A 26,294-nucleotide genomic window follows, 5' to 3' on the forward strand; every position below is an offset into this window, starting at 1 on the left:
CCCTTCGACGACCTCGAAGGCCGAGGACGCAGCGACGCGTACACACCCGATGACAGGAGCAGACAATGTCCCGCATGCTTTTCGTGAACCTGGCAGTGAAGAACATCGAGGCGACCCGGAAGTTCTTCAACGGTCTCGGATTCGGGTTCAACGAGACCTTCAGCGACGAGAACTGTGCCTCGATGGTGATCAACGACCTGACCACGGTGATGCTGCTGCAGGAGGCACGGTTCCGCGACTTCATCTCCGACGACATCTGCGACACCTCGAAGTCTCGTGAGGCCCTGCTGTGCATCTCCGCGGACAGCCGCGAGGAGGTCGACTCGCTGGTCGACACCGCCATCGGCGCGGGCGGCTCGGCCTGGATGGAGGCGCAGGACCAGGGCTTCATGTACGGCCGCGCGTTCCGTGACCTGGACGGGCACGTCTGGGAGGTCATGTGGATGGACCCCGCTGCCATCGGCTGAGAGCGCCTGTGCCGCCCGTGCGCGTGTCGCACCCCAATCGGGGTACAACACGCGCACGGGCGCCGAAGGCGCATAGTTTTCGTATGGCCGAACCGATCGACCAGCTGTTCATCGAGACCGTCGCGGCGATGGCGAGCCCGACCCACCGGCGCTCGCCGGCCCCGGCGGAACCCGTCCGCGAAGGTTCGGTGCTCACCGTGGCCCGTTGTCTGGAGCTTTTCGACGCCCAGCTCGGCAGCAGACACCTCGATCTCGCCGCCCGCGTGCTGCGGGCCGATGGCGCGGGCTTCTACACGATCGGTTCGTCGGGTCACGAGGGCAACGCGGCCGTGGCGGGTGCGTTGCGGCCGACCGATCCGGCGTTGTTGCACTATCGGTCCTGCGGGTTCTTCCTCGAACGCGCGCGCCAGGTCGGCGGCGGCGATCCGCTGCGGGACGTGCTGCTCGGGGTGGTCGCGGCCGCCGCCGACCCGATCTCCGGCGGGCGGCACAAGGTGTTCGGCCGCCACGACCTCGCGGTGATCCCGCAGACGTCCACGATCGCCTCACATCTGCCGCGCGCGGTGGGCGTCGCGTTCGCGATCGGCAGGGCCCGCAGGCTGGGTGTCGATTCGCCCTGGCCCGCGGATGCGGTGGCGGTGTGCAGCTTCGGGGACGCCTCCGCCAATCACTCGACCGCGGTCGGAGCGATCAATGCGGCGGCGTTGGGCGCCTACCAAGGGCTGCCGGTGCCTTTGCTGTTGGTCTGCGAGGACAACGGCATCGGCGTCAGCGTGCCGACCCCCGGGGCTGGATCGAGTCCGCCTACTCGGGCCGGGTGGGGCTCGAGTACTTCGCCGCGGACGGCTGCGACCTCGCCGCCGCCGTCGACGCGGCAACGCGCGCCGCGCACTGGGTGCGCGAGCACCGGCGGCCGGCGTTCCTGCACCTGCGCACGGTCCGGCTGATGGGGCACGCGGGCTCCGACGTGGAATCGGCCTACCGACCTCCCGCGGTGATCGCCGCCGAACAGCGCCGTGACCCGCTGCTCGGCACCGCCCGGTTGCTCGTCGAGTCGGGGGCCCTGACGCCCGCCGAGGTGCTCGCCCGGTATCAGCGCAAGCGCGACGACCTGCTCGCGCTCGCCCGTGAGGTCGCCCTACTCCCCCGGCTGACCACCGCGGCCGCTGTGATGTCGCCGCTGCGCGGACCGAGCCCCGGGTCGGTGGCCGCAGAGGTCGGCACTCCGGCCGGGATACGTACTCGAGCAGAGGTTTTCGACGGCGCGCTGCCGGAGGAGGCGGGTCCCCTCACCCTGGCGCAGTCGATCAACCGTGCCCTGCTCGACCTTCTCGCCGCCCACCCCGAGGCGATGGTCTTCGGTGAGGACGTTGCCCGCAAGGGCGGGGTCTACGGCGTCACCCGGGGGCTCGCGAACCGGGTGGGTGCGGCCCGGGTCTTCGACACCCCGCTCGACGAACAGACCGTGCTCGGGCTCGCGCTCGGCGCGGGCATCTCGGGGCTGCTGCCCATCCCGGAGATCCAATACCTCGCCTATCTGCACAACGCTGAGGACCAGATCCGCGGTGAGGCAGCGACATTGGGCTTCTTCTCGTCCGGGCGCTACCGCAACCCGATGGTGGTGCGGGTCGCCGGTTACGGCTACCAGAAGGGTTTCGGGGGGCACTTCCACAACGACGACGCGATCGCCGTGCTGCGCGACATCCCTGGCCTTGTGGTCGCCTCCCCCGCCCGACCAGAGGACGCCGCCGCAATGCTTCGTACCTGTGTCGCCGCCGCGAAAACCGAAGGCGCGGTGAGCGTTTTCCTCGAACCGATCGCGCTGTACCACGAGCGGGACCTGCACGAGCCCGGGGACGAGGGCTGGCTGGCGCCGTACGAGGGGTCGGACCGCTGGGGCGCGACCCACGTGCCGATCGGGAGCGGACGCACCCACGGGGACGGAACGGACCTGACCATCGTGACGTTCGGCAACGGACTCCGGATGAGCCTGCGGGTCGCCCGGCGGCTGCGCATGCGCGGTCTCGACGCGCGGGTGTTCGACCTACGCTGGCTGACGCCGCTGCCGGTGGCGGACCTGCTCCGCGAGGCGCGTGTCACCGGGCGGGTGCTGGTGGTCGACGAGACCCGGCGGTCGGGCGGCGTCTCGGAGGGGGTGATCGCGGCGCTCGTCGACGCGGGTTTCGAGGGCGCGATCGCGCGGGTCACGAGCGAGGACAGCTTCGTCCCGCTCGGCGAGGCCGCGCGCCTCGTGCTGGTCTCCGAGGAGCAGATCGAGGAGGCGGCGGTGCGACTGGTCGGCCGCCGCCGGTGATGGTCAGGGCCGGTCGAGCTCCATCGCGACCGCCCGCACGGGCGCACCGTCGCCGCCAGCCAGCTTCAGCGGCAGGATGCTGATCAGCGGGTCCGGGAAGTCGACGAGTTCGAGGTTGCAGAGGTTCTCGGCGATCACGCCGCCCGCGTTCGCGATCAGGTGGTGCGCCGGATAGTCCGTGTCCTCGTCGCCGGACGGGTCGACGCTCGGCGCGTCGAGGCAGAACGCCCGCACCCCGCGTTCGAGCAGCAGCACGCAGGCGTCGGCGCCGAGGAACGGGTGGTCGTAGTAGGCATCGGTGCCGTAGTGCCGGTCCCACCCGGTATGGATGAGCGCGAGGTCGCCGGGCCGCACCGATTCGGCGCGCCCGGCGATCATCGTCGCGGTGATCGGCTGCCGAGGGGCGAGGCCGCGCAGGTCGAAGACGACGCCGCGGCCGACGAAGAGCGACAGGTCCATTCGGTCGATCGGGGTGTCGCCGTCCCGCAGGTGCACCGGCGCGTCCACGTGGGTGCCGGACTGCGATCCCATCTCCACGCGCAGCACGTTGTAGCCGTCGCGGGCCACGGTGCAGTGCGGTGTCAGCCTCGCTGCCGGGTCGCCGGGGTACACCGGCATGCCGGTGTCGATCGGGTGTGAGAGATCCACGATCCTGCGCACCATGCTCACGGCCTCACCTCCATCGTGTGTCGACCAGTATCACCCGCGCAACGGGTACTCGAAGCCCGGCACGAGCCGCCCGGCGACCCATGCTGCCACCAGCACGATCGCCACCGCGGGTATCAGGGTGTGGGGGAGGTAGCCGAGGCCGGGGCCGGTGAGCCCGATACCGCCCGCGCACAGCGCCGCGGGGATGTGTGGTGCGCGCAGGATGGCCATCAGCGCGACCGTGGCGACCACCGAGGCCGCGACGGCGGCCTCCGACGGTCCGAGGACCGCGGTGATCGGCAGCGCCGTCGCCGCGGCGGCCGGGTAGGCCCGCAGGATCGCCCCCGGTCTCGCGGGCGGTCCGGAGGGGGCGAGCGCGATCAGGGCGGCCGACGCCACGAACGGCAGCGCGAAGACCGCGAGGCCGAGCAGGTGTTCGGCCGTGGCCAGGGACGCGATGATGATCAGCGCCGCCGCGGCCGCGCTGAGGGCCGAGGCGGTGGTGCCCCGGCGGGCGATCGCGGCGGAGGCGCTGGTGAGGACGGACATGGGGCTCCTTCTGGCAGGCGTTGGGGATCAGGGGTTTCGACGGAGGAAGTCACGGATCAGGTCGGCGATCTCCTGTCCGTGGGTCTCCAGCGCGAAGTGGCCCGCGTCGAGCAGGTGGATCTCCGCGTCCGGGAGATCGGTCGCGAACGCCTCGGCGCCGGCGGGGCCGAAGATCTCGTCGCCGCGGCCCCAGGCGACCAGCGTCGGCGGCCGATGGGTCCGGAAGTACTCATGGAAGGCGGGGTACCCGTCGAGGTTGAACTGGTAGTCCCAGAACAACTGGAGCTGAATCTCCTTGTTGCCCGGCCGGTCCAGGCCTGCCTGGTCCGTCAGCCAGGTCTCGGGCGCGATCCGGTCCAGCCGGTCGGCGGGGACGCCGTGGGTGTACTGCCATCGCGTCGCGTCGAGCTCGAGGAGTTCGCGGACCGCGGGCTCGTGCTCCGCGCGGTTCTGCGCGTGCGCGAACAGTACGTCCCAGAACGGGGTGAATCCCTCCCGGTAGGCATTGCCGCTCTGAGTGATCAGCGCGGTGACGCGTTCCGGGTGTTTGGCGGCGATCCGCAACCCGATCGGCGCGCCGTAGTCCTGGATGTAGAGCGCGAAGGTGTCGACGCCGAGCCGGTCGAGCAGCTGCTCGGTGATCTCGGCGAGGCGGTCGAAGCTGTAGTCGAATTCGTCGACCGCGGGCATCGAGGAGCGCCCGAAGCCGATGTGGTCGGGCGCGATCACGTGGAACTCGTCCGCGAGTTCGGCGATCAGGTTCCGGAACATATGTGAGCTGCTCGGAAACCCGTGCAGGAGAACGAGGGTCGGGTTGTCCGGCTGGCCGGACTCCCGATAGAAGACCTCGAGTCCGTCGATGGTCGCGGTGCGGTGGCGGGTGTCGAAGCTGGACATGGTGGCTCCTGACTCTCGGGAGAACGATCGTTCTCCGCCATGACGTGTAGAGTAGAGAACGATGGTTCTCCGCGCAAGTGTCGAGGTGAGAGATGGATCCGGATACCGCTGACACCCAGCTGCTCGACGCAGCCGAGGCACTGTTCAACGAGCGCGGCGTGCAGGCCGTCGGGATGGACGAGATCCGCACGAGGTCCGGGGTCTCCCTCAAGCGCCTCTACCGGCTGTATCCGGCCAAGGACCGGCTGGTCGAGGCGGTGCTGCGCAGACGCGACCTCGTCGTGCGGGAGGAGCTGGCGCGGTTCCTGGGCCCGATCGACGACCCCCGTGACCGGGTTCTCGGCGTTTTCGACTACCTGGACGACTGGTTTCGCCGGGAGGACTTCCGGGGCTGCACCTTCATCAACACCTTCGGCGAGCTGGGCGGGGGAACCAGGCCGTCGCCGACATCGCCAAGGCGAACAAGGCGGCACTGCTCGAGTGCCTGCGCGAACTGGTCTCCGCCGCGGGCCTACCGGGGCCGCTGGCCGACCAGCTGGCGATCCTCGCGAACGGCGCGATGGCGACCGCGGCGATCGCGGGCTCACCGCTGCCCGCCCGGCAGGCCCGCGACGCCGCTCGCGTGCTGCTGGACGCGGCGCGCTGACGACCACGCGAGGGCGTCACCCTCGCCGGCGGATCTTCCGGTCGACCGCCCGCGCGGCCGCGATCGGGTCCCACACCCCGGGGCGGGCCCGGACCAGGGGGTAGCAAGCGAGTCCGAGGAGTGCGGCGGTGAGGTGACCGACGTCAGTGAAGGTGACGCCGCCGAGCAGCGGCAGGGCATAGAAGACGAGCACGCCGGCCAGGTAGACGTATCGCCAGGGCGGGGCGATCCGATACGTCAGTACTGCAACCACACCCGCGAGGGCATAGCTGACTCCGTAGTCAAGGGTGTCGACTGCGGACTCCGGGGCGCGACCGTGCTGGATCGCCCAGTACAGGACGCCCTCGCTGATGTAGGTGGCGCCGACATGCGCGATCACCACGACGACGAGCCACCGAAGCGTGCCGAGCCAGCGTTCGGCCGGCACATGGAAGACGTTGTAGACGACGAAGTAGGTGATCCAGCCGCCGCCCGCGAGCCAGAACGCGCTGGTGATCAGCACCCGTATCGGGTCCTCGGCCAGGTGGTGCAGGTTGGTCGACCGATTGCCGAGCACGTCGGTCAGGAGATCCGGCGCGAGGTGGCGGCCCACCACGGTCGTCGCGAGCAGGATCGCCAGCCAGACGAACGTGCCCGGTGCGCGCCGGACGTACGCCCACACCGAACGCGGGACGGCGGTCAGCCGCCCGTGGCCGTCAGCGGCCGGGCGGACGGTAGTTCGCCGGGCGCTTGGCCGCGTCGTCGATCTGCTCGGGGGTGAGCAGGGCGACGGTCACGGTCCGGGCCGCACCGCTCGCCGCGGTGCGGATGCTCAGCGCCGCTGCGGCTACCTCGTCGGGCACCTCTCCGATGACGTAGAGGTCGTGGCCGCCGAACGCGAAGTGGCAGCTCTCGACGGTCCCGCCGACGCTCTCGACCGCCGCGACGATCGCATCGCGGCGTCCCGATCCGCCTTCGGTGAGGAGGCCTTGTGCGCCGTCGTGCGTGTAGCCGACCTGCCACAGGTACTTGGGCATGATCATGTCCCTCGGCTCGGTTTCTGGGGTGCATCCATCGTCCTCCTCCCGGCCCGGGACCGGTGCGGTATCGCGGAAACGAGGACGGATCTACGCTCGGCTCATGGCGGAAGTCCGCATCGGGATCTCCGGATGGACGTATCCCGGCTGGCGTGGCGATTTCTATCCCGCCGGCCTCGAGCACCGGCGGGAGCTGGCGTATGCCGCGTCGCGTATGGGGTCGATCGAGATCAACGGATCCTTCTACGCGCTCCAGACCCCCGATTCCTTCGCCCGGTGGCGGGACGAGACCCCCGATGGATTCGTGTTCGCGGTCAAGGGTGGCCGCTACATCACGCATATGAAGCGCCTGCGCGACGCGGACACCGCACTGGCCAACTTCTTCGCATCCGGCCCGCTGGCGCTGGACGCCAAGCTCGGCCCGATCCTGTGGCAGCTTCCGCCAACGCTCGCGTTCGACCCCGACCGCCTCGCCTCGTTCCTCGCCGCGCTGCCGCGGACCACGACCGCGGCAGCCGCGCTCGCGGCGCGCCACGACGACAAGGTTTCCGAGGAGGGTGCGCTCACCGTCACCGATGCGCCGAGGCCGGTCCGGCACGCTCTTGAGGCGCGCCACAGCAGCTTCGGTGAGCCGGAGGCGGTGGCGCTGATCGAGCAGAACGGGGTCGCCCTCGTGGTCGCGGACTCGGCGGGCAAGTACCCGATGTTCGACGGGTGCACAAGCGATTTCATGTACGTACGGCTGCACGGCGACACCGAGCTCTATGCCAGCGGCTACGGCGACCATGTCCTCGACACATGGGCGGCGCGGATCGGGGGTTGGTACGCGGACGGGCTCGATGTGTACGTCTACTTCGACAACGACGCGCGCGGCCGCGCACCCTTCGACGCGATCGCGCTCGGGCGGCGACTCGGCGGGGCCTGACGAACCGGGGACGGGTTCCGCGTGGCCCCGCGGCTCACACCTCGGGCAACTCGATGCCCAGTGTCGCGGCGCGCTCGGCCACCGCCTCGGGGAAGACGTTCCGGAACAGGTACGGGTCCTTGCCGATCACCCATCCGGGGGCGAGCCTGGTGGCATACCGCTCGAAGTAGCCGAGCTGCTTGCCGAACAGGACCAGCTCCTCCGGGCTGGCGACTCCCCACTGCTTGCCGAGCTGGACCAGCGCCATGATGAGCGTGCCCAGGTTCAGCTCGGCCAGGTCGTTGGTGAACACCGGGGCCAGGACGGCGGCCACCTGCATGCCGATCTCGGCGTCGCCTGCCTCGATATCCGCGGTGTAGCCGAGGTCGCGGATACCGCGCGCCACCCGGGCAAAATCGCCGTCGATGAGGTTGGCGTAGAACATGTCCCGCAGGATCGACCGCCAGACCTCGGGCAACTCGCCGACGATGCCGAAGTCGAGGAAGGCGATGCGTCCGTCGTCGAGCGCCCAGAGGTTTCCCGCGTGCACGTCGCCGTGGAACGGGCCGTGGACGGTGATCGACTCGATCCACGCCTTGACGCCGCGCCGGATCAGCATCGTGGTGTCGTGGTCGGCGTCGGGGACGAACCGGTCGAGGGGCACACCGTGCAGCCGTTCCATGCAGATCACGTGCGGGCCGCAGTAGTCCCAGTACACCTCGGGCGCCGTCACGCCCTTGTTGTCGCCGAATGACCAGATGGCGTCACGAAACCGGGTCTGCCGGTCGGCCTCGACGGCGCTGTTGAGTTCCGTCATGGTTGCGGTGTGCAGGTCCCGGATGATGGCGGTCGCATTCGCGATCCGGAAGAACTCGAAGAGTCGCTCGAGCAGTTTGGCGCCGCCGTACGCGGTGCGCAGGTCGACGAGCATGCGGTGATAGATGCCCGGCCTCTGTACCTTGATCACGGCCTCACGGCCGTCGGGGAGCACACAGGCATGCACCTGCGCGACGGACGCCGCGGCAAGGGGCTCGTCGTCGAAGCTCGCGAAGATCTCGTCGACGCGACCGCCAAGGTCGCCCTCGATGACCTCCCTGGCCTTCTGTGCGGACACCGGCGGCACGTCGTCGAGACAGCGCAGGCAGGCGTTAGCGAGCGGGGCCGGGAACACCCCGGACGAGGAGGCCATCAGCTGCCCGAGTTTGACGAAGGTCGGGCCCAGCGCCTCGAAGGCGTTGACCACACCCTCCGATGCGGCGTCGGCCCAGGTCTCGCCGCGCCGCAGGAACGGCTTGGTGAGCACCGCGTACCCCGCGCAGGCGATGATCACCACCCCGACCACAAGGGCGCGCCACAGCTGGGCCGGGCCGAACTTGTTGAGGTCGGGCATGTGGACCGACAGCGCGGCCGTGGGCGGTCCCGACGCGTAGGGGCCGACGGGACTCAAATGGTTGGACTGTGACACCGTTCACCTCGATTCGGGTCCAGCCAGCGTAGGGGTGGCTGCCTATTCCGTCGACACCCGGCCCGGGAGACGCGGAGTTCCCGCACGTCGATGTTAGATTCCGATCGCAACGTGGTCAGCCCGGTTGCGGGTCTGCGGGCCCGAGCAGAGCTCAACGCGGAGGTGCCTTTGACACGCAGGCTTGCCGTCCTGGTCGCGGCCGTGGTGATCGGTTCCTGTGCCGTGGTCTACGCGGAGAAACCGGATGCCGTCGCCGCTCCGCTCGGCTCGGACCGAGCGGGGGCGCAGGGGAGCGGGTCCTGTGCCGCCGACCTGGTGACCACCACGGCGGCGCTGCTGCCGGAGAAGCTCGAGATCCCGGTGCCGTTGCCGGTCGTCACCGCGGTGCCGTTTCCGGCGCCGACGACCACCCCGACCCGGATTCCCGCGCAGGCGCTGCCGCCGGATCCCTGTGCGGATCCCTGCCCGGACCTGACCGACGAGGGGCCCGCCGGCCCGGACTCGCTGCTGAAGGCCCTGCGGATTCCCGAGATCGGCCTCAAGTTTCAGCCTTTTCACCTGGGCATCCCGGTGCCAGGGCCGGATCCCGGGCAGCAGGCGGCCGCCCCGGCTCCGGTGGTCCCACCGACGGAGGCGGCGACGCATTCGGCCCCGCGCCCCATTCCAGGGGTCGGCGCGGTCACCCGGGTCGCGAAGCTGACGGGTGCCGGCTCGATCAACCGCACGGACAAGCGCTGGCAGGTCAACGGCACCGATCTGGGCATCATGTGGGAGAGCGCGCCCGGCGAGGTCGCCGTCGCGTTCGGCGACACCGTCGGCCGGGGCTTCCACCCGCCGGGCGGCCAGGGCGAGGACTGGCGCAGCAATGTGCTGGCCTTCAGCAGCGACGAGAACCTTTCGGACGGTATGAGTTTCGACTCCATGGTGCAGGACGATCGGTGCCACGCGGCGGAGCTGCTCAGCAGCCGGAAGCTGGACAACGTGGAGATCACCACCATCCCCACCTCGGGCTTCGCGATCGGCGAGCGGCAGTACATGAGCTATATGTCCATCCGCACGTGGAACAGCATCCCCGGCACCTGGTTCACCAATCACGGCGGCATCGCCTACTCCGACGACCACGGCCAGACCTGGGTCAAGGATCCGTATGCGAGGTGGGACAACATATTCGGGCTCTCCAACTTCCAGGTGAGCGCGATGGTCCCGCAGGGCGAGTACGTCTACATGTTCGGCACCCCCAACACCCGGCTCGGCGACCTGGGGCTGGCCCGGGTGCCGGTCGGGGAGGTGCTCAACACGTCGGCGTACCAGTACTGGCAGAACGGGGTCTGGACACCGGTCGGTGGACAGGCGGCCGCGACGCCGGTGGTACGCGGCCCGGTGGCCGAGGTGTCGGTCCGGTACGACGAGGTCCGGCGGGTTTGGCAGATGGTCTATCTGGACACCGCCAGGACCGCGATCGTCCTGCGTGAATCCGACTCACCGCAGGGGAGTGGTCGGAGCCGGCGCCGCTGGTCAGCGTCACCGAGTACCCCGAGCTGTACGGTGGCTTCATCCACCCCTGGTCGACAGGTGACGACCTGTACTTCACCATCTCGACGTGGTCCGACTACAACGTCTTCCTCATGCGCGCCGAGCTGAACTGAGTCGGATCGCTCCGGATGCCAGGAGCGTAGCGGTATCGGAACATGGTGCCGCAATAATGAATTCGAAGGAGCAGAACCACCCGATGTGGCCCACCGAATGGCCGTCCGCCGCCCGTGAGATCGCCGATGCGACCGACGCTGCCGTCGCCGCGGCACGCACCGCCGAACCCGAGCCGTTCGCGGAGGCGTCCGCCCGGCTCGCCGCCCTCGATCAGGAGCAGGTCACCGTGGTGCACGCGTCGATCGTGCGCGAGTTGCTCGAGGAATTGCATCCCGACGGCCTGACCGGTGACGACGTGCAGGCCGTGCTCGAGCGCTGCGCCCGGTCCGCCGCGTCGTGGGTGCCCGATCTGGACGTGTCGGTGCTCGTCGTGGTTCTGACCGGTGCGCTGGGGCTGACCGACCAGGACGAGGACCCGCGCCCGCTCGCCCGCGCGGACCTGCCCCGGTACGCGACCCTGGTGATCGCGGACCTGCTCGCGGCCGCGGACGCGCCCGGGTCGGGCTACATCCGGCGGGCGATCGGCGAGGTCGCCCGCGCGCAGACCGTGGAGATGCCCTGACTGCCTTGTCCTGCTAGCCGTGCAGGATGTTCGCGGCCGCGATCATCGCCTCGACGGACGACTCCGTCGTGGTGTCCGCGAGGCCTGCCGCCCAATGCCTGCGCCCGTCGTGCTCGCACAGCAGGAAGGTAGCGGTGCGGCCGTCTCCGACCTTCAGCTGGTGGAAGGAGAGGATCTCCATCGGCAGGCCTGCGTCGTAGAGCATCGAGGTGAGCGCCGCGATCGGCCCGGCCGCGGTGGCCTCGGCCTGGTGGATGGTGTCGCCGAGGGCGAGGGTGGCCCGGAACTCGGAGCGGCCGGCGCCGAGGGCATGCGCGGACCATCGGCCGAAGCGGATCGGGCCGCCGGACGGCGAGTAGGTGGCGAGGAACGTGCGCCAGCTCATGTCCGCGGCCTCGGTGCGCAGCGCGCGGGGGAGCGGGATGCCGAAACGCAGCGCGAACGGGTCAGACGCAGGGGTTGCGGTGTGCGAGGCGAATGCCTGAAGAGAGTTCATTGAAGCGGTCTTCCTGGATGGAGAGGAAGGACCAACAGATAGCTCGACGACCCGCAGCGAGGGGTCGGTCCGAATCAGACCCCGCTACGGGCGGAATACGAGCTTCATGCGCTTCATGGGGACCGAATGTAGAGGCGAAACCGCGATGACGCAACTGTGGCGAAGAATCGCCCCGCAAAGTTGAACGCTTGTCCACATATAGTTAAATAGTTGGACGTTTGTTCATATAAGTATCTACGCGCGAACCGGCCGCCCTGTGCTGGGCCCGGTCGACGCCCTTCGGCGTCGCCTCTCGTGTCCCTGTTTCACTCGATCGGAGGATCTCAATGTCCCGTCCCATGATGCGTCGGATCGCGTCTGTGGTTGCCGCCACGGCACTGATCGCCGGTGGTCTCGCGATCGGCGCGGGTACCGCTGCGGCTGCCCAGGCGCCCTACTCGGCCACCAAGACCACGAGCAACATCAAGGTGACCAAGAGCGTCGTCGGTGACGGCACGGTCGCGCCGGGGCAGAAGGTGACCTACCGGACCACCATCGCGACCACCGCCCATCCCGATCGGTTCATCAACCGGGTCACCGACTTCCACCCGGCCGGCTTCAAGTACGTCAACGGGAGCGCGAAGCTCACCGCCTGGCACCTCGTCGGCGGCGTGAAGACCGAAAACGTGACGCCCGAGGTCGATGTCAACAACAACACGGTCTCGGTGCCCAGCACCGGGATGGCGATCTCCCAGACCGACAGCAAGACCGTCACTTTCGAGGTGACCTACCTGGTGCCGCAGAATGCGCAGATCGGCAGCGCGTCCGACAGCGGCGTGTCCTTTGACGTGTCGGGCTTCGCGACCACCCAGACCTTCAATCCGATGGGTGTGAGCGCCACCATCCGTGGTCTCAACCCGGGTGAGGCGGTCGCCACCGGTTCTTCGGAGCTCGGCTTCGGCTCGTCCGACGGCGAGGGTGGCACCAGCGGCTCCGCGGGATCCGCGATCGTCGAGAACCCGACGGGCTTCGTCGTCGACGTGCTGCGCGGGGTTGTCGGCAGCTAGTCCCACGCACCTGAGCCAAGGGCCGTCCGGATACTCCGGACGGCCCTTGTTTTGTCTAACGATTCATCAAGTGCGACAGGAGTTTTCGAAATCCTGCACGAGCACGGGTGTCGGTCCATACGATGGCGCGACGCACGTTCGGATCCGGGGTCTCAGCGGTACCGAGGTGTCGTGAATCTGTCCCCAACGAACGGAGATCCCGCATGTCCCGTCCCATGATGCGCCGCCTCGTATCCGCCGTCGCCGTCTCGGCCCTGCTCTCAAGCGGCGGCCTGGCCCTCGGTGCGGGCGCCGCTTCGGCCGCACCGAGCCTGTTCGACTTCGGCTCCACGGCGGGGGGACCGGCTCAGCTGGATCTCGGCTCCAGCTCGAACGGTCAGGAGCTGCCCGCCTCCGCCACGGTGACCGCGGACAATCTCGCGGTGACCAAGGCCGTCGTCGGCAGCAACAAGATCGCGACCACCGGTCAGGTCACCTATCGGACCACCATCGCGGCCACCGGCGGCCCAGACCGGCTCGTCAACAAGATCGCCGACATCTTCCCGTTCGCCCTCAGTTACGTGTCGGGGAGCGCCACCGTCACCTCGTGGCAGGACGGCCAGATGAAGACCGAGGGTGTCGTCCCCGCCGAGGTCAACGGACGCCTCGCCGTGTCCAAGGATGTCGGCTGGGTCGTCTCGGCGACGGGCAACAAGACCGTCACCTTCGAGGTGACCTACCGCGTGCGCACCGACATCTCGTTCGACATCGACGTCTTCGACAGCGGCACCGCGATCGAGGTCAGTGGGCAGGCTGCCCAGGAATGGCCCGATATGGGTGTGAAGATCGGGCTGCTCGGGCCGAGCGGCTCCTAGTCGATCGCGGCCTGAGCGGCAATGGCCCCACCCGGAGCCCTTGCCGCTCAGGCCATGTCGTCCTCGTCGCCGGGGGTCACCCGCCGCAACCCGCGGTACGCCTCCGCGGGGGTGCGGCGGCCTGCGACCACCGCCTCCACCTCCGCGGCGATCGGCATCTCGACGTCGAAGTCGCGGGCCAGTTCCATCACCGTCGGCGCGGTCTTGACGCCCTCGGCGACCTGACCGAGTTCGGCGAGGGTCTGCTCGATCGTGAGCCCACGGGCCAGCGCCTCGCCGACCCGGCGATTGCGGGAGGCCGGGCTGATGCAGGTCGCGATCAGGTCGCCGACGCCGGTGAGCCCGGCGAACGTGCGCGGGTTGGCCCCCATCGCCTCGCCGAGTCGGGTCATCTCGGCGAGCCCGCGGGCGAGCACCATCGCCCGGGTGTTGTCGCCGACCCCGAGGCCGTCGGCCATGCCGGCGGCGATCGCGACGATGTTCTTGAGGATGCCGCCGAGCTCGCAGCCCAGCACATCGGTGTTGCGGTAGACGCGGAACACCGGCGAGGCGAACAGCGGCTGCAGCGCGGTGGCCACCCGGTCGTCCTGGGTCGCGACCACCGAGGCGGCGGCCAGGCCGTCGACGATCTCCCTTGCGATGTTCGGTCCTGCCAGCAGCCCGACCGGATGGCCGGGCAGGCACTCGGCGATCACCTCGGTGGGCCGCTGCCTGGTGCCGGGCTCGAGTCCCTTCGCCAGCGACAGCACCGGCACCCACGCGCGCACGCCGTTGGAGATCTCGCTCAGCGTCGAGCGCACCGCGTGCGAGGGCACCCCGACCACCAGGACGTCGGCCTCGTTGGCGGCCTCCGCGATATCGGAGGTGGCGCGCAGGTCCGGGGCGAGGGCCCGGTCGCCTAGGTAACGGGAGTTGCGATGCTCGGAATTGATCTCATCGGCGGTGTCCGGATCGCGGGCCCACAGCAACGTCGGGGTGTTCCGTGCGGCGAGGCCCGCGACCGTGGTTCCCCACGAGCCGGCCCCCAGCACCACCACCCGTACCGGCCGCGCCATCACCGATCACCCAGTCCGCCATCGACAATTGCGATCATCGATTCAGGTTCCCACCCGCGCCGAGGGCGCGTTGCGGAAACCTGGAAACTCGTTGGACGGTCAGGGAGCGACGACGCCCGCGATCGGGATGCGGCCGCCGACCGCGACGCGGAAGTCGACCATCGCGCGCTGCAGATGGTCCGGCGAGGTGACCACGACGGCGCTGGTGGCGCCGCGCTGAGCGAGGATCGCGTTGGTGTTCCGCGCGTTCTCGACCGTGGAGCGCGAGGTGTATTCCTCGGTGATCCGGAATGCGGGGATGCCGTGCCCGATCAGCCAATCCCGCATCGCGCGGGACTCGGTGATCCCGTTCTGCGGTACGCCGCCGCTGACGATGATCGGGGACAGCGGGTAGCGGTGGGCGACCTGCAGGGTCGCCTGCATCCGGGACTCGAGCACCGGCCGCATCGTGCCGTTGGGGAACAGTCCCGCGCCGAGCGCGACGATGTTGGTGCCGAACGGATTCAGGTCGAGGACCACCGGGAACTGGGTGGTCAGGGTCTCGAACCTGGTGCAGGCGAGGATCGCATCGCGGGAGGGTGTTTGGCAGCCGCCGACGGTCGAGAGCACGCCGTTCACGAGCGTGGTCGGTGTCACGTCGGCATTCGCCGTGGCGGGCAGGACGGCGCCCGCCGCCGCGGCGATGGCGGTGGCGGCGAGGATCCTGCGGGCGAGCAGAGACGGCGAACGAAACGACATGACACTCCTTTTGGACGAACGGCTCCTCCCCGCAGGAGGTGGCGAACGGGGTTCAGTCTGGACTAGGACCCGTATCCGTGGTGGGGCTTTCGGAAATCTGCACTCTCCGACCGCCATTCAAACACGCGATACCGGGAGATGTCGGTTAGAACGTCTTCGGCGTTTCAGTCCTCGGCCTTCGCCAGCGCCGACGGCCACCAGATTCGCTTGCCGATGTCATAGGAGAGAGCGGGCACCAGGACGCTGCGCACGATGATGGTGTCGAGCAGAACGCCGAAGGCCACCGCGAATCCGATCTCCGCGAGGAACACCAGCGGCAGCACACCCAGCACCGCGAATGTCGCGGCGAGGACCACACCAGCGGAGGTGATCACGCCACCGGTGACGGCCAGCCCGCGCAGCACCCCGGAGCGGGTTCCATGGGAGAGCGACTCCTCCCGCACCCGGGTCATCAGGAAGATGTTGTAGTCGATGCCGAGCGCGACCAGGAACACGAAGGCGAACAGCGGGAAGGCCTGGTCGGCACCGGCGAAATGGAACACGTGGGTGAAGAAGAACCCGCACACGCCGAGCGTGGCTGCGAACGAGAGCACCACGGTGGCGATCAGGATCAGCGGCGCGAGCAGCGCCCGGAGCAGGATGGCGAGCACCAGGAAGATCACCACGAGCACGATCGGGATGATCAGGTTCCTGTCGTGCACCGAGGCGGTCTGCACGTCAAGGGTGGCTGCGGAGTTCCCGCCGACCAGGGCGTCGGCGCCGGGGACGGCGTGCACCGCGGTGCGCAGCCGCTCGATGGTCTCCAACGCCTCCGGCGAGTCGTAGGAGTCGGCGAGCGTGGCGGTGACGACGGTGCGGCCGTCGATCGGCTGCACCGTCAGCTGTGGCGGCGGGCAGCCGGTCGCTGCGCCCGCGGGGGCGCCGGTGCCCAGGTTCAGCCCCGCCACCTTGGCGTAGTCGATCTGCAGGCACACCGAACCGGGGGCCGTCGCGACACCCTCGACCCCGCCCGCGACGGCGATCACCTGTTCGGCGGCGTCGGCGTTGGTCATGATGACGGCAGGCGCGCCGGTGCCCTGCGGGAACTTGGCGTCGTAGATCGCCTGCCCCTGGGCGGCCTCGGGGTTGTTGGTGAAGTTCTCGGTTGAGGTGAGCCCATCCGTCTGCAGGCTGCCGATCCCGATGGCGCACAGCGCGATCAACAGCGCAGTGGTGCCGATCCACGCCGGCCGGGCCCGGTTGCCGACAGCGGTGGCGATCCGGCCCCACATGCCATGCGCGGTGAGATCTGCGGCGTGGTCGACCTGCGGGACGCGCGGCCAGAACACCCAACGGCCCGCGGTTGCCAGCGCCACGGGTAGGAACGTCATCATCACCAGGTAGGTGCAGGCGATGCCGATGGCGGTGACCGGACCGAGGCTCTTGTTCGAGTTCAGTTCGGAGAAGGTCAGACACAGTAGGCCGAGGATGACGGTCACCGCGGAGGCGGTGATCGCGGGGGCCGATTCGCGCCAGGCCCGGATCATCGCGTCGAACCGGTTGGGGTACGCGTGCAGTTCCTCCCGGTACCGCGCGATGAGCAGCAGCGCGTAGTCGGTACCAGCACCGAGCACGAGGACCATCAGGATGCCTTGGCTCTGGCCGGTCAGCGTCAGGACGTCCTGCTTGGCGAGGAAGTAGATGACCATCGAGGAGAGGCCGAGCGCCAGCATCGCGGACAGCAGCGGGAAGATCCAGAGGACCGGGGAGCGGTAGACGACCAGCAGGATCAGGATCACCACGAGGAGGGCTGCGCCGAGCAGCGCGCCGTCGAGTCCCTGGAAGGCGTCGATGAACGCCACGAGCAGCCCGCCTGGGCCCGCGGGCAGCACCTCGAGTTCGGCGGCGGCGGCCGATCTGGCCGCGTCCATCACGTGCTGTTCGGTCTCGGCGAGGACGTCGCCCTGGACCTGCGTGCCGTCGGACTTGGCCACCAGCGGCACGAACAGGGCCGCGGTGGTGCCGTCCTGGGAGTACTGGACCGGGGCCATGCCGGTCTTGTCGACACCAGGAACCTGCGTCACCGCCGTCGCGGCGTCGGCGATCGACTCCTTGTCCTGCTCGGTCAACGGCCCATCGCGGTGGAAGACGACGAATCCCGGGATGGTCTCGACCGTGACGAACTTCGCGGATTCGTCGGCGACGATGGTCGATTCGGCGGAGGCGGACAGATAGCTGGCGTTGTCGTTCTTCTGGACCTCGGCGAGCTTGCCCTGGAAGGAGCCGCCGACGCCGCCGGCCAGGAAGGCGATCAGCGCGATCGCGATCACGGTGAAGACCGGCCAGCCGCGCCGTGGCTTCCGGGGCGTCACCGTCGAAGGCTCGTCGCTGATGTCGAGTTCGGCCATCGATTCTCCTCGGAAATGCCCGTCACCGCAGGTCTCCAACGGGTTCAAGTAGACCACGGGGTGGGCCGGGGGATCCGGGATTCTCCGGACCAATTCGCATGTTCCCGACACGGTGACGGGAACATGTTCTAACTTTGTCCTCGCTCCGGCGCGCCGGAGCGCCACCACCGTGAGAGGGGACAAAGTCGATGACCTCATGTCGTTCGGATCAGCAGCCGGGAGGCGTCTCGCGCAGAGGCTTCTTGACCGCCGCGGCGGGGGCCGCCGCCCTCGCCGGGCTCGGCTGGACGCCCGCGCAGGCGATCCCGTTCGGCGACGCCAGGGCGACCCTGCCCACACCGCCCGCCTTCCCCGACGGCATCGCCCTCGTTCAGCAGGGCTACGAGAACTGGGCGCGGGAGATCCGCTTCGACCAGGTCTGGACCTGCACGCCCAGGGACGCGCAGGACGTGGTCCGGCTCGCGAACTGGGCGCACGCCAACGGCTACCGACTACGGCCGCGCGGGACCATGCACGGGTGGAGCCCGCTGACCCTGGAGGCAGGCCAGAACGTCGACCGGGTGCTGCTGGTGGACACCATGGCCAGACTGAACGCCGTCGCGGTCGACGCCTCGGGCGCCGCCGAGGGCCGCGCCACGGTCACCGCGGGCGCGGGCGCCACCGTGGAGGCCATCCTCACCGAGCTGCAGGCGCACGGGCTCGGTTGGGCCAACGCCCCCACGATCGGCGTACTCACCATCGCCGGGGTGCTCGCGATCGACGCACACGGCGCCACTTTGCCCGCCGACGGTGAATCCGCACTCCCGGGAGCGTCTTTCGGCTCGCTGAGCAACCTGGTGACCGCGATGACGGCGGTGGTCTGGGACGAGGCTGCCGGGCGGTACGAGCTGCGGGAGTTCAGCAGGGCCGACGCGGCCATCCGGCCGCTGCTCACCCACCTCGGCCGGTCCTTCGTCACCTCGGTGACGCTCCAGGCCGGACCCAACTACCGGCTCCGCTGCGAGTCCGTCACCGACATCCCGTGGCGCGAACTGTTCGCCCCGGCAGGGTCGCCGGGCCGGACCTTCGAGAGCTACGTGGCACGCTCGGGTCGCGTCGAGGCGATCTGGTTCCCCTTCACCGAGACGCCGTGGCTCAAGGTGTGGACGCCCACCCCGGTCAAGCCGCCGCAGTCCCGGGAGGTGACGGGGCCCTACAACTACTGGTACTCGGACAACCTCCCGCAGGCGGTCACCGATCCGCTCGGGCTGATCACGAGGGGGATCGGCAGCGCCACACCGCTGTTCGGGCAGGCGCAGTTCGCGACCATCGCGTCCGGTCTCGCCACCACCGGGACCGCCGACCTGTGGGGCTGGTCCAAGGACGTGCTGTTCTACCTCCGCGCGACGACCCTGCGGATGAACGCGGGCGGTGGTGTGGTGATCACCCGCAGGTCCAACATCGCGCGGGTGATCAACGAGTTCACCGGCTGGCATCACCGGCGTCAGCAGGAACTGCGGGCCGCAGGCCGGTATCCGATCAACGGGCCCTTCGAGGTGCGGCTGTGTGGGCTCGACGACCAAGGCGAGGTGACGGTGGAAAGTGCTGGTGCGCCGACCATCTCGGCGCTGCGTCCCCGCCCCGATCACCCCGAGTGGGACACCGCCATCTGGATGAATGTGGTCGGGGTGCCCGGCACGCCGGGCCAGGCCGCGTACTTCCGCGAGATGGAGCTGTTCATGAGGGAGAACTACAGCGGCGACTACGCCACGTTCCGGCCGGAATGGGCAAAGGGCTGGGCGTTCACCGACCGGGCAGGGCACTCCGACGGGCCGTCCATCGACTCCGTCATCCCCGACATCTACCGGGACGGGGTGCCCTCCGGCGACAACTGGGACACGGCATGCGCCGCGTACAACGCCAACGACCCGCACCGGATCTTCAGCAACGGCTTCCTGGACAGGCTGCTGCCATGAGATGTGGCGTCACGGTCCGTCCGGTGCCGCGCTAGCGGCCCGACCTGGGCCGGATGTGCTCGAAGATGAGGATCGTCTCGGTCGCCGCGACCTCCGGCCGCGCGGACAGGTGGTCGAGCACGAAGTCGCGCAACGCGCCGGTGTCGCGCATCGCGACGTGGAGCAGGTAGTCGTCGGCGCCCGCGATGAAGTAGACGTCGAGCACCTCGGGCGTCGCGGACATCCGTTCCGCGAACTGCGCCATGTGCGGGCGTGCGTCGGCGCGCAGCCGGACCGAGATCATCGCCTCGAGGTCCCGTCCGAGGGCCGCAGGGTCGATGTCGGCGTGGAATCCCCGGATGACGCCCTTCTCGACCAGCGCGCGCACCCGGGCCAGGCAGGTGGAGGGCGCGATCCCGGCCAGCTCAGCGAGCGCGTTGTTCGGGGTGCGGGCGTCGCGGGTGAGCTGGGCGAGCAGGACGTGATCGATCTCGTCGAGCCTGACTGCCCGAACATCGTTCGGGCGGGTACCCCCCGCGCGCCCTTGTGCCGAAGATTCCGCAATCATGTGCCGATTCTAGAGAATTATCAGCACAAATCTGTGCATGGAATCGAGGAAAATTCATACTTGACCCAGCGTCGATCACGCTCACCCACACCGAACCGCCCCCGAAACCCGAGGAAGTGTCATGAGGATCGGAATCCCCCGCGAGGTCAAGAACCACGAGTACCGGGTCGCCATCACGCCCGCAGGCGTCCACGAACTCGTCTCCCGCGGCCACCAGGTGTTCGTCGAGCAGGAGGCCGGTGCCGGTTCCTCCTTCGCCGACGCCGACTACCGCGCGGCAGGAGCGCAGATCCTGGCCGACGCCGACGATGTGTGGGCATCCGCGGAGCTGCTCCTGAAGGTGAAAGAGCCTATTGCGGAAGAGTATTCGCGATTGCGTCCGGACCTGGTGCTGTTCACCTACCTGCACCTGGCGGCTTCGAGGGAGTGCACGGACGCGCTGATCGCGGCGAAGACGACCGCGATCGCCTACGAGACCGTGCAGGCCCCCGACGGTTCCCTGCCCCTGCTCGCGCCGATGAGCGAGGTCGCCGGGCGGCTCGCGCCCCAGGCCGGCGCCTACCACCTGATGGCCAGCTCCGGCGGCCGCGGCGTCCTGATGGGCGGCGTGCCAGGGGTGCGCCCGGCCAACGTGGTGATCCTCGGTGGCGGGGTGGCCGGCCAGAACGCGGCGGCGATGGCCGTCGGCATGCACGCCGATGTCACCGTCCTGGACCTGAACGTCGCGCGGCTTCGCGAGCTCGACGACCGTTACCGCGGACGGCTGCGGACCGTGGTGTCCAACGCCTTCGAGGTGGAGCAGGCGGTGCTCGGCGCGGACCTGGTGATCGGCGCGGTGCTGGTGCCGGGGGCGAGGGCGCCGAAGCTGGTGTCCAACGAACTGGTGTCCCGGATGAAGCCGGGTTCGGTGCTGGTCGACGTCGCGATCGACCAGGGCGGGTGCTTCGAGGACTCGCGTCCGACCACCCACGCCGACCCCACCTACCGGGTGCACAACTCCGTCTTCTACTGCGTGGCGAACATGCCGGGCGCGGTGCCCCGCACGTCCACCTTCGGGCTGACCAATGCCACCCTCCCGTACGTCCTCGAGATCGCGGAACTGGGCTGGCGCCGGGCCACCGCCGCCGACCGGGCGCTGGCCGCCGGGCTGAGTACCCACGACGGCGAGGTGCTCTCCACCGCGGTGGCGGACGCGCACGGCTATCGCGGCTTCGCCAACGGCGCGCGGGTCACACCCGACCTGGGGTAGGACACGCGCACGGTCGCGCACCGCCTACCCTTGGCCGCGACCGGAAGGAGTGCGCAGTGACCGAGGCAATCGTGGTGGCGCGGGACGGGGACATCGTCACGTGGACGCTGAACCGTCCGGAGACCCGCAACGTCATCTCCGAGCCCGACATGATCGAGGCCTTCGAGGCGGCGATCGCGGACGTCAATCGGGACGTGACGGTGCGCGCGGTGGTGTTGACCGCGGCCGGGCCGTCGTTCTCCTCGGGGGCAACGTCAAGCACATGCGCGACCGCGAGGGCATGTTCGGCGGCTCGCCCGTGGAACTGCGCGGCGGCTACCGGCACGGCATCCAGCGGATCCCCGGGCGCTCTATCACTGCGAGGCGCCGGTGATCGCCGCGGTGAACGGCCCGGCCATCGGGGCGGGCTGTGACCTTGCACTCATGTGCGACATGCGGATCGCGGCGACCACGGCCACCTTCGCGGAGAGCTTCGTCAAGCTCGGCATCATCCCGGGTGACGGCGGTGCCTGGTTCCTGCCGCGCGCGGTCGGGCAGGCGCGGGCCGCCGAGATGGCCTTCACCGGCGACGCGATCGACGCCGCGACCGCTCTCGAGTGGGGCCTGGTCTCCCGGGTGGTGGAGCCCGATGAGCTGGTGTCGACCGCCCTTGCGCTGGCAGAACGGGTCGCGGCGAACCCGCCGCAGGCCCTGCGGATGACCAAGAAGCTGCTACGCGAGGGGCAGCACCAGAGCCTGGAGAGCCTGCTCGAGCTGTCCGCCTCGATGCAGGCGTTGGCGCACCACACGCAGGATCACCAGGAGGCGGTTGCCGCGATGCTCGAGCGCAGGCCGCCGCGGTTCACCGGGGCGTAGCCGGGCTGGGGGCGGGGTGCCCGCCGCGAGCCCGGCGCGGGCCCGGCGCGGGCCCTTCGCAATGTCGGGGGGCCACCGTAAGGTGTCGGACGTGATCATCGTCAGCACGGACGGCTCCTGCCTTCGCAACCCCGGCGGCGCGATCGGCTGGGCGTGGGTCAACCACATGGGGCCGAGCCGCTCCGGCGGCGAGCGGTCGGGCACCAACCAAATCGCCGAGCTGCGTGCGCTTTTGGAGGCCATCCGGGCGCATCCGGGTGACGAGCCGATGCTGATCGAGTCCGATTCCCAGTACGCGATCAAGTGTGCCTCGGAGTGGGTGTCCGGTTGGAAGCGCAAGGGCTGGCGTACGGCCTCCGGCGAACCGGTGAAGAACCTGGACCTCGTGCGCTCCATCGACGAGGCGATCGCCGAGCGGACCGGCCCGGTGCGCTTCCGTTGGGTCCGCGGTCACGTCGGCAACCACTACAACGAGGAGGCGGACAAGCTGGCCGGTGAGGCCGCTCGTGCCGTCGCCGCCACCGCCGCCTCCGCCGCTGCGCCCGCTCCGCGGGCGAAGGCCACGACACACTCCGCACCGGTGTCGCCTGCGAAGAAGGTCTCGCGAGCCAAGTCGGTGGCGGCGCACACCGTCGTCCCGAACGAGTTGGAGCCGACGCTGTTCGAGGTCTCAGACTCGGACGAGTCGCTCACCCTGTTCTGATCGGTCGTTCCCGGCGCAGGTCTGCGAGGATCGTCGGGTGACGCACTCCGACGCTGCTGCCCGCCTGTCCGGGGACTCGCTCGCCCGTATCGACGACCTGCTCGAGCCGGTGGATCGTGTCCTGGAACGGGCGTTCCCCGGCGACCGCGCGCAGGCGCAGCCGATACACACGGTCTACGTGAGCGCGGCCGACGCGGACACCCGCACCCCGCGGCGTGGGGCGCCGCCGCGGTCGCACTCCTCGATCGGCACGCCGAGGTACTCGGCGGACTCGATCACGCGAACGCGTTGCCCGCGGTGCGTGCGGTGCTCGCCCGCCGCCCGATCGTGGACCTGCGGATCGACTTCGAGGACGGCTACGGCTGGCGCGGCGACCAGAGCGAGGATGCCGCAGCGCGTGCGGCCGGCCGGACCCTGCGGGCACTCTCGCTCGACGAGAACGGGCCGCGGTGGCTAGGCATCCGAGCAAAGGGACTCGCCCCGCACGAGCGTCGCCGGGGCATTCGCACCGTGGAACTGGTGCTCGACGGCGCCGGCGGGGTGCCCGAAGGGTTCGTCTTCACGGTGCCGAAACTTCGTGCGGTGCAGCAGGTCACGGCTGTTGTCGCACTGTGCGAGGAAATCGAGCGCGCACACGGGCTGCCGGACCGCTCGCTGCGGTTCGAGCTGCAGATCGAGAGCCCGCAGGCGGTGATCGGCCCGGACGGCAGGATCACCGTCGCCGAGGCCATCCATGCCGCGGACGGCCGATGCACCGGATTGCATTACGGTACTTACGATTACAGCGCCGCCTGCGGAATCGCGTCGAAGTTCCAGTCGCTGGAGCATCCGGTGGCCGATCACGCGAAGTCGGTGATGCTGGTCGCGGCCGCCCAGACCGGGGTGTGGGTGTGCGACGGCTCCACGCAGGTGATCCCGGAGGGCACAGACGAACAGATCGCGGCGGCGCTCGCCCGTCACCACCGGCTGGTCACCCGGTCCCTTGAGCGCGGCTACTACCAGGGCTGGGACATGCACCCGGGTCACCTGGTCACCCGGTGGCTGGCGACTTTCGGCTTCTTTCGGAGCGCCCTGCCGGAGGCGGCCGGGCGTCTCCAGGCGTACCTCGACCGCCATAGCGCCGGGGTGATGGACGAACCGGCGACCGCACAGGCCCTCGCGACGGTGGTGCTCAGAGGACTGGCGTGCGGGGCGTTCGACGAGGCCGAGGTGCTCACATCGGCTCCTGGATGCTCGGTGCCCGTGTTGCGGAACCTGCTCGCCCGCACGGCGGCCCCGGCCGATCTGGGTGCAATGCACACGTAACCAGCGCGCCCTACACTGTCGCCGAATACCCGCCCGGGGCCGCCGGGCCGCGACGAGGAGGTACCGAACACCGTGACCGAACACAGCTTTCGCGCCCTCCCCGATCTTGCGGTGCGCACTCTCGGTGGCGCCGTGCTCTGGGCCAACGACGAACTGTTCGCGGAACGGGAGAACCTGATCCGGCCGACGTCCGCCGCCTATCAGCCGGCGACGTTCGGTCACAAGGGCCAGGTCTACGACGGCTGGGAGACGCGGCGGCGGCGGGTCGCCGGTGTGGACCAGGCCGTCATTCGGCTCGGGGTGCCGGGGATCGTGCGCGGGGTTGTCGTGGACACCGCGTGGTTCAAGGGCAACTTCCCGCCGGAGATCTCGGTGGAAGCGGCGGTGATCGACGGGTACCCCGCCGCGGACGAGATCATCGACGGCACCGAGTGGACCACGATCGTCGAGTGCAGCTCGGTCAGGGGCGATTCGGAGAACCCGTTCGAGGTCGTCTCCGACCGCCGGTGGACACACGTCAAGCTGACCATGTACCCCGACGGCGGGGTTGCGCGTCTGCGGGTGCACGGCGAAGGCAGACCCGACGTCCGCTTCCTCGACGTGGGGCCGGTGGATCTGGCCGCGCTGGAGAACGGCGCCCGTGTCACCGGCTGTTCGGACATGTTCTACGGATCGCCGCAGAACATGCTGCTCCCCGGGCTGGCGCGGGTGATGGGCGACGGCTGGGAGACCGCCCGCCGCCGGGACGACGGCAACGACTGGGTGGAGGTCCGGCTCGCCGGGGAGGGCGTGGTCTCGCTGGCCGAGCTCGACACCTCGTACTTCCTCGGCAACGCACCGGGCGAGGCGAGCCTGCGCGGCCGCGGCGGCGAAGGCGAGTGGGTCGAGCTGCTGCCGAGGACCCGGTTGCAGCCGGACACCCGGCACCGATTCGTGATCGAGCACCCGACGCCGATCACCGAGGCCCGGCTCGACATCTTCCCGGACGGTGGCATGGCGCGGCTGCGGCTGTGGGGCGCGCTGACCGAAACGGGCCGCGCCGGGCTGCTGTCGTGACTGCCGACCTCGGGGCGGGCTATCCCCGCGACATGGTGGGCTACGGGCCGACCCCACCCGATCCACGGTGGCCGGGTGGCGCCCGGATCGCGGTCCAGTTCGTGCTCAACTACGAGGAGGGCGCGGAGAACTGTGTCCTCGACGGCGACGAGGCCTCGGAGACCTTCCTGTCCGAGATCGTCGGCGCGCAGGCCTTCCCGAACCGGCACATGAGCATGGAATCGCTCTATGAGTACGGTTCCCGCGCCGGCCTGTGGCGGGTACTGCGGGTCTTCGAGCGCCGCGGGCTGCCGCTGACGATCTTCGCGGTGGCGCGGGCCATGCAGCGGAACCCCGAGGCGGTCAGCGCTTTTCGTGATCTCGGCCACGAGATCGCGTGTCACGGTCTGCGGTGGAAGTCGTATCAGCTCGCCGACGAGCAGACCGAGCGCGAGCACATGGCCGAGGCCGTGGAGATTCTGCGCGAGCTCACCGGTGAGGCGCCGCTCGGCTGGTACACGGGGCGCGACTCACCCCGGACCCGCGAGCTGGTGGTCGAGCACGGAGGTTTCGAATACGACTCGGACTCGTACGCGGACGACCTGCCGTACTGGGTGAAGGTGCCGCGCGACGGAAACCTGGTCGACCACCTCGTGGTGCCGTACACCCTGGACACCAACGACATGCGGTTCGCCTCGCCGGGTGGCTTCCCGAGCGGCGAGCAGTTCTTCGCGCACCTGCGGGACGCCTTCGACGTGCTGTACGAGGAGGGCACGGCGGGGGCGCCGAAGATGCTGTCGGTGGGCCTGCACTGCCGGATCGTCGGGCGACCCGCCCGCACCGCGGCACTCGAGCGGTTTCTCGACCACGTGCAGTCCCACGACAAGGTCTGGGTCGCCCGGCGGATCGAGATCGCCCGGCACTGGCGCGCCGTCCACCCGGCCTGAGGGAGGA

General features: G+C 69.6%; 22 protein-coding genes and 4 pseudogenes. 15 read left to right on the top strand and 11 right to left on the bottom strand.

The window, feature by feature from the left end; genetic code table 11:
- The first annotated feature begins 65 nt into the window (after positions 1-65).
- The 3 genes and pseudogenes from BTZ20_RS00925 to BTZ20_RS00930 all read left to right on the top strand — a co-directional run bounded on the left by BTZ20_RS00925 (position 66) and on the right by BTZ20_RS00930 (position 2,781).
- Entirely contained in the window at positions 66-467 is a 402-nt protein-coding gene (locus BTZ20_RS00925; RefSeq protein WP_077040042.1) for a VOC family protein, read from the top strand.
- 128 nt (positions 468-595) lie between these two features.
- Positions 596-1,210, top strand: a pseudogene (locus tag BTZ20_RS29625) (thiamine pyrophosphate-dependent enzyme); the annotation flags it as partial.
- A 74-nt stretch (positions 1,211-1,284) separates the two neighbouring features.
- Positions 1,285-2,781 carry a transketolase C-terminal domain-containing protein gene (locus BTZ20_RS00930; protein ID WP_411269099.1) on the top strand — a complete coding sequence of 499 codons (1,497 nt, stop codon included), beginning with the start codon at positions 1,285-1,287 and terminating at the stop codon, positions 2,779-2,781.
- Positions 2,782-2,784: 3 nt separating this feature from the next.
- Here BTZ20_RS00930 and BTZ20_RS00935 read toward each other — a convergent pair whose 3' ends face one another.
- The 5 genes from BTZ20_RS00935 to BTZ20_RS00960 all read right to left on the bottom strand — a co-directional run bounded on the left by BTZ20_RS00935 (position 2,785) and on the right by BTZ20_RS00960 (position 6,537).
- On the bottom strand, positions 2,785-3,444 hold the full coding sequence (locus tag BTZ20_RS00935) for a cyclase family protein (protein ID WP_077040043.1): 660 nt from the start codon (positions 3,442-3,444) through the stop codon (positions 2,785-2,787).
- A 36-nt stretch (positions 3,445-3,480) separates the two neighbouring features.
- The gene (locus BTZ20_RS00940; protein ID WP_077040044.1) at positions 3,481-3,978 is read right to left on the bottom strand and encodes an HPP family protein; all 498 of its coding nucleotides are present in this window, start codon (positions 3,976-3,978) and stop codon (positions 3,481-3,483) included.
- A 27-nt stretch (positions 3,979-4,005) separates the two neighbouring features.
- Entirely contained in the window at positions 4,006-4,875 is an 870-nt protein-coding gene (locus tag BTZ20_RS00945; RefSeq protein WP_077040045.1) for an alpha/beta fold hydrolase, read from the bottom strand.
- A gap of 662 nt (positions 4,876-5,537) precedes the next feature.
- Positions 5,538-6,182 (bottom strand): rhomboid-like protein, encoded by a 645-nt coding sequence (locus BTZ20_RS00955; protein ID WP_223263559.1) that lies wholly within the window; start codon positions 6,180-6,182, stop codon positions 5,538-5,540.
- A gap of 34 nt (positions 6,183-6,216) precedes the next feature.
- Positions 6,217-6,537, bottom strand: a complete 321-nt coding sequence (locus tag BTZ20_RS00960; RefSeq protein ID WP_077043376.1) for a GYD domain-containing protein — start codon at positions 6,535-6,537, stop codon at positions 6,217-6,219.
- 103 nt (positions 6,538-6,640) lie between these two features.
- Between BTZ20_RS00960 and BTZ20_RS00965 the strand changes: the two genes are divergently transcribed.
- On the top strand, positions 6,641-7,462 hold the full coding sequence (locus tag BTZ20_RS00965) for a DUF72 domain-containing protein (RefSeq protein ID WP_077040047.1): 822 nt from the start codon (positions 6,641-6,643) through the stop codon (positions 7,460-7,462).
- Positions 7,463-7,496: 34 nt separating this feature from the next.
- Here the strand turns inward: BTZ20_RS00965 and BTZ20_RS00970 are convergent, their stop codons facing one another.
- Complete coding sequence (locus tag BTZ20_RS00970; RefSeq protein ID WP_083742864.1) at positions 7,497-8,831, bottom strand: ABC1 kinase family protein; 1,335 nt, start codon at positions 8,829-8,831, stop codon at positions 7,497-7,499.
- 243 nt (positions 8,832-9,074) lie between these two features.
- Here BTZ20_RS00970 and BTZ20_RS00975 point away from each other — a divergent pair.
- Both BTZ20_RS00975 and BTZ20_RS00980 read left to right on the top strand, forming a co-directional pair.
- A pseudogene (locus tag BTZ20_RS00975) lies at positions 9,075-10,552 on the top strand (DUF4185 domain-containing protein).
- An 83-nt stretch (positions 10,553-10,635) separates the two neighbouring features.
- On the top strand, positions 10,636-11,115 hold the full coding sequence (locus BTZ20_RS00980) for a hypothetical protein (RefSeq protein WP_077043377.1): 480 nt from the start codon (positions 10,636-10,638) through the stop codon (positions 11,113-11,115).
- A gap of 13 nt (positions 11,116-11,128) precedes the next feature.
- Here BTZ20_RS00980 and BTZ20_RS00985 read toward each other — a convergent pair whose 3' ends face one another.
- Complete coding sequence (locus tag BTZ20_RS00985) at positions 11,129-11,611, bottom strand: alpha-isopropylmalate synthase regulatory domain-containing protein (protein WP_077040049.1); 483 nt, start codon at positions 11,609-11,611, stop codon at positions 11,129-11,131.
- A 326-nt stretch (positions 11,612-11,937) separates the two neighbouring features.
- On the opposite strand from BTZ20_RS00985, the gene BTZ20_RS00990 reads away from it, so the two are divergent.
- Entirely contained in the window at positions 11,938-12,657 is a 720-nt protein-coding gene (locus BTZ20_RS00990) for a hypothetical protein (protein WP_223263561.1), read from the top strand.
- Between the two features lie 203 nt (positions 12,658-12,860).
- Positions 12,861-13,511, top strand: a complete 651-nt coding sequence (locus tag BTZ20_RS00995) for a hypothetical protein (RefSeq protein ID WP_145982153.1) — start codon at positions 12,861-12,863, stop codon at positions 13,509-13,511.
- A 47-nt stretch (positions 13,512-13,558) separates the two neighbouring features.
- Here BTZ20_RS00995 and BTZ20_RS01000 read toward each other — a convergent pair whose 3' ends face one another.
- The 3 genes from BTZ20_RS01000 to BTZ20_RS01010 all read right to left on the bottom strand — a co-directional run bounded on the left by BTZ20_RS01000 (position 13,559) and on the right by BTZ20_RS01010 (position 17,691).
- Entirely contained in the window at positions 13,559-14,566 is a 1,008-nt protein-coding gene (locus BTZ20_RS01000; protein ID WP_077043379.1) for an NAD(P)H-dependent glycerol-3-phosphate dehydrogenase, read from the bottom strand.
- Between the two features lie 99 nt (positions 14,567-14,665).
- Complete coding sequence (locus BTZ20_RS01005) at positions 14,666-15,304, bottom strand: YdcF family protein (protein WP_077040051.1); 639 nt, start codon at positions 15,302-15,304, stop codon at positions 14,666-14,668.
- Between the two features lie 164 nt (positions 15,305-15,468).
- Positions 15,469-17,691, bottom strand: a complete 2,223-nt coding sequence (locus BTZ20_RS01010) for an MMPL family transporter (protein ID WP_077040052.1) — start codon at positions 17,689-17,691, stop codon at positions 15,469-15,471.
- 188 nt (positions 17,692-17,879) lie between these two features.
- On the opposite strand from BTZ20_RS01010, the gene BTZ20_RS01015 reads away from it, so the two are divergent.
- Positions 17,880-19,646: a cholesterol oxidase substrate-binding domain-containing protein gene (locus BTZ20_RS01015; RefSeq protein ID WP_077040053.1), complete on the top strand. Its 1,767-nt coding sequence runs from the start codon at positions 17,880-17,882 to the stop codon at positions 19,644-19,646.
- 31 nt (positions 19,647-19,677) lie between these two features.
- On the opposite strand, the gene BTZ20_RS01020 is transcribed toward BTZ20_RS01015, so the two are convergent.
- Positions 19,678-20,193 (bottom strand): Lrp/AsnC family transcriptional regulator, encoded by a 516-nt coding sequence (locus BTZ20_RS01020; RefSeq protein WP_077040054.1) that lies wholly within the window; start codon positions 20,191-20,193, stop codon positions 19,678-19,680.
- A gap of 121 nt (positions 20,194-20,314) precedes the next feature.
- Between BTZ20_RS01020 and ald the strand changes: the two genes are divergently transcribed.
- The 6 genes and pseudogenes from ald (at position 20,315) to puuE (ending at position 26,287) form a co-directional block, all read left to right on the top strand.
- Positions 20,315-21,442: an alanine dehydrogenase gene (gene ald / locus BTZ20_RS01025; protein WP_077040055.1), complete on the top strand. Its 1,128-nt coding sequence runs from the start codon at positions 20,315-20,317 to the stop codon at positions 21,440-21,442.
- Between the two features lie 92 nt (positions 21,443-21,534).
- Positions 21,535-22,297, top strand: a pseudogene (locus BTZ20_RS01030) (crotonase/enoyl-CoA hydratase family protein).
- Positions 22,298-22,388: 91 nt separating this feature from the next.
- Positions 22,389-23,000 carry a ribonuclease H gene (locus tag BTZ20_RS01035; protein ID WP_077043380.1) on the top strand — a complete coding sequence of 204 codons (612 nt, stop codon included), beginning with the start codon at positions 22,389-22,391 and terminating at the stop codon, positions 22,998-23,000.
- Positions 23,001-23,037: 37 nt separating this feature from the next.
- Positions 23,038-24,305 (top strand): annotated as a pseudogene (locus tag BTZ20_RS01040) (DUF6986 family protein).
- 72 nt (positions 24,306-24,377) lie between these two features.
- Entirely contained in the window at positions 24,378-25,361 is a 984-nt protein-coding gene (alc, locus tag BTZ20_RS01045; RefSeq protein WP_077040056.1) for an allantoicase, read from the top strand.
- Between the two features lie 32 nt (positions 25,362-25,393).
- The gene (puuE, locus tag BTZ20_RS01050; protein WP_077043381.1) at positions 25,394-26,287 is read left to right on the top strand and encodes an allantoinase PuuE; all 894 of its coding nucleotides are present in this window, start codon (positions 25,394-25,396) and stop codon (positions 26,285-26,287) included.
- The last annotated feature ends 7 nt before the right edge of the window (positions 26,288-26,294 follow it).

This window comes from Rhodococcus sp. MTM3W5.2 (assembly GCF_001984015.1).
In the GTDB taxonomy this organism is placed as follows: Bacteria; Actinomycetota; Actinomycetes; order Mycobacteriales; family Mycobacteriaceae; genus Rhodococcus_G; species Rhodococcus_G oryzae.

Bases quoted from the DNA above. Each gene is read 5' to 3' on its own strand.
- BTZ20_RS01015 (WP_077040053.1), top strand. From the start codon at position 17,880: ATGACCTCATGTCGTTCGGATCAGCAGCCGGGAGGCGTCTCGCGCAGA.
- BTZ20_RS00960 (WP_077043376.1), bottom strand. From the start codon at position 6,537: ATGCCCAAGTACCTGTGGCAGGTCGGCTACACGCACGACGGCGCACAA.
- BTZ20_RS00970 (WP_083742864.1), bottom strand. From the start codon at position 8,831: ATGCCCGACCTCAACAAGTTCGGCCCGGCCCAGCTGTGGCGCGCCCTT.
- BTZ20_RS00990 (WP_223263561.1), top strand. From the start codon at position 11,938: ATGTCCCGTCCCATGATGCGTCGGATCGCGTCTGTGGTTGCCGCCACG.
- BTZ20_RS01020 (WP_077040054.1), bottom strand. From the start codon at position 20,193: ATGATTGCGGAATCTTCGGCACAAGGGCGCGCGGGGGGTACCCGCCCG.
- BTZ20_RS00995 (WP_145982153.1), top strand. From the start codon at position 12,861: ATGTCCCGTCCCATGATGCGCCGCCTCGTATCCGCCGTCGCCGTCTCG.
- BTZ20_RS00945 (WP_077040045.1), bottom strand. From the start codon at position 4,875: ATGTCCAGCTTCGACACCCGCCACCGCACCGCGACCATCGACGGACTC.
- BTZ20_RS00980 (WP_077043377.1), top strand. From the start codon at position 10,636: ATGTGGCCCACCGAATGGCCGTCCGCCGCCCGTGAGATCGCCGATGCG.
- BTZ20_RS01010 (WP_077040052.1), bottom strand. From the start codon at position 17,691: ATGGCCGAACTCGACATCAGCGACGAGCCTTCGACGGTGACGCCCCGG.
- BTZ20_RS01000 (WP_077043379.1), bottom strand. From the start codon at position 14,566: ATGGCGCGGCCGGTACGGGTGGTGGTGCTGGGGGCCGGCTCGTGGGGA.
- BTZ20_RS00925 (WP_077040042.1), top strand. From the start codon at position 66: ATGTCCCGCATGCTTTTCGTGAACCTGGCAGTGAAGAACATCGAGGCG.
- BTZ20_RS00940 (WP_077040044.1), bottom strand. From the start codon at position 3,978: ATGTCCGTCCTCACCAGCGCCTCCGCCGCGATCGCCCGCCGGGGCACC.
- BTZ20_RS00935 (WP_077040043.1), bottom strand. From the start codon at position 3,444: ATGGTGCGCAGGATCGTGGATCTCTCACACCCGATCGACACCGGCATG.
- BTZ20_RS00985 (WP_077040049.1), bottom strand. From the start codon at position 11,611: ATGAACTCTCTTCAGGCATTCGCCTCGCACACCGCAACCCCTGCGTCT.
- BTZ20_RS00965 (WP_077040047.1), top strand. From the start codon at position 6,641: ATGGCGGAAGTCCGCATCGGGATCTCCGGATGGACGTATCCCGGCTGG.
- BTZ20_RS01005 (WP_077040051.1), bottom strand. From the start codon at position 15,304: ATGTCGTTTCGTTCGCCGTCTCTGCTCGCCCGCAGGATCCTCGCCGCC.
- puuE (WP_077043381.1), top strand. From the start codon at position 25,394: ATGGTGGGCTACGGGCCGACCCCACCCGATCCACGGTGGCCGGGTGGC.
- ald (WP_077040055.1), top strand. From the start codon at position 20,315: ATGAGGATCGGAATCCCCCGCGAGGTCAAGAACCACGAGTACCGGGTC.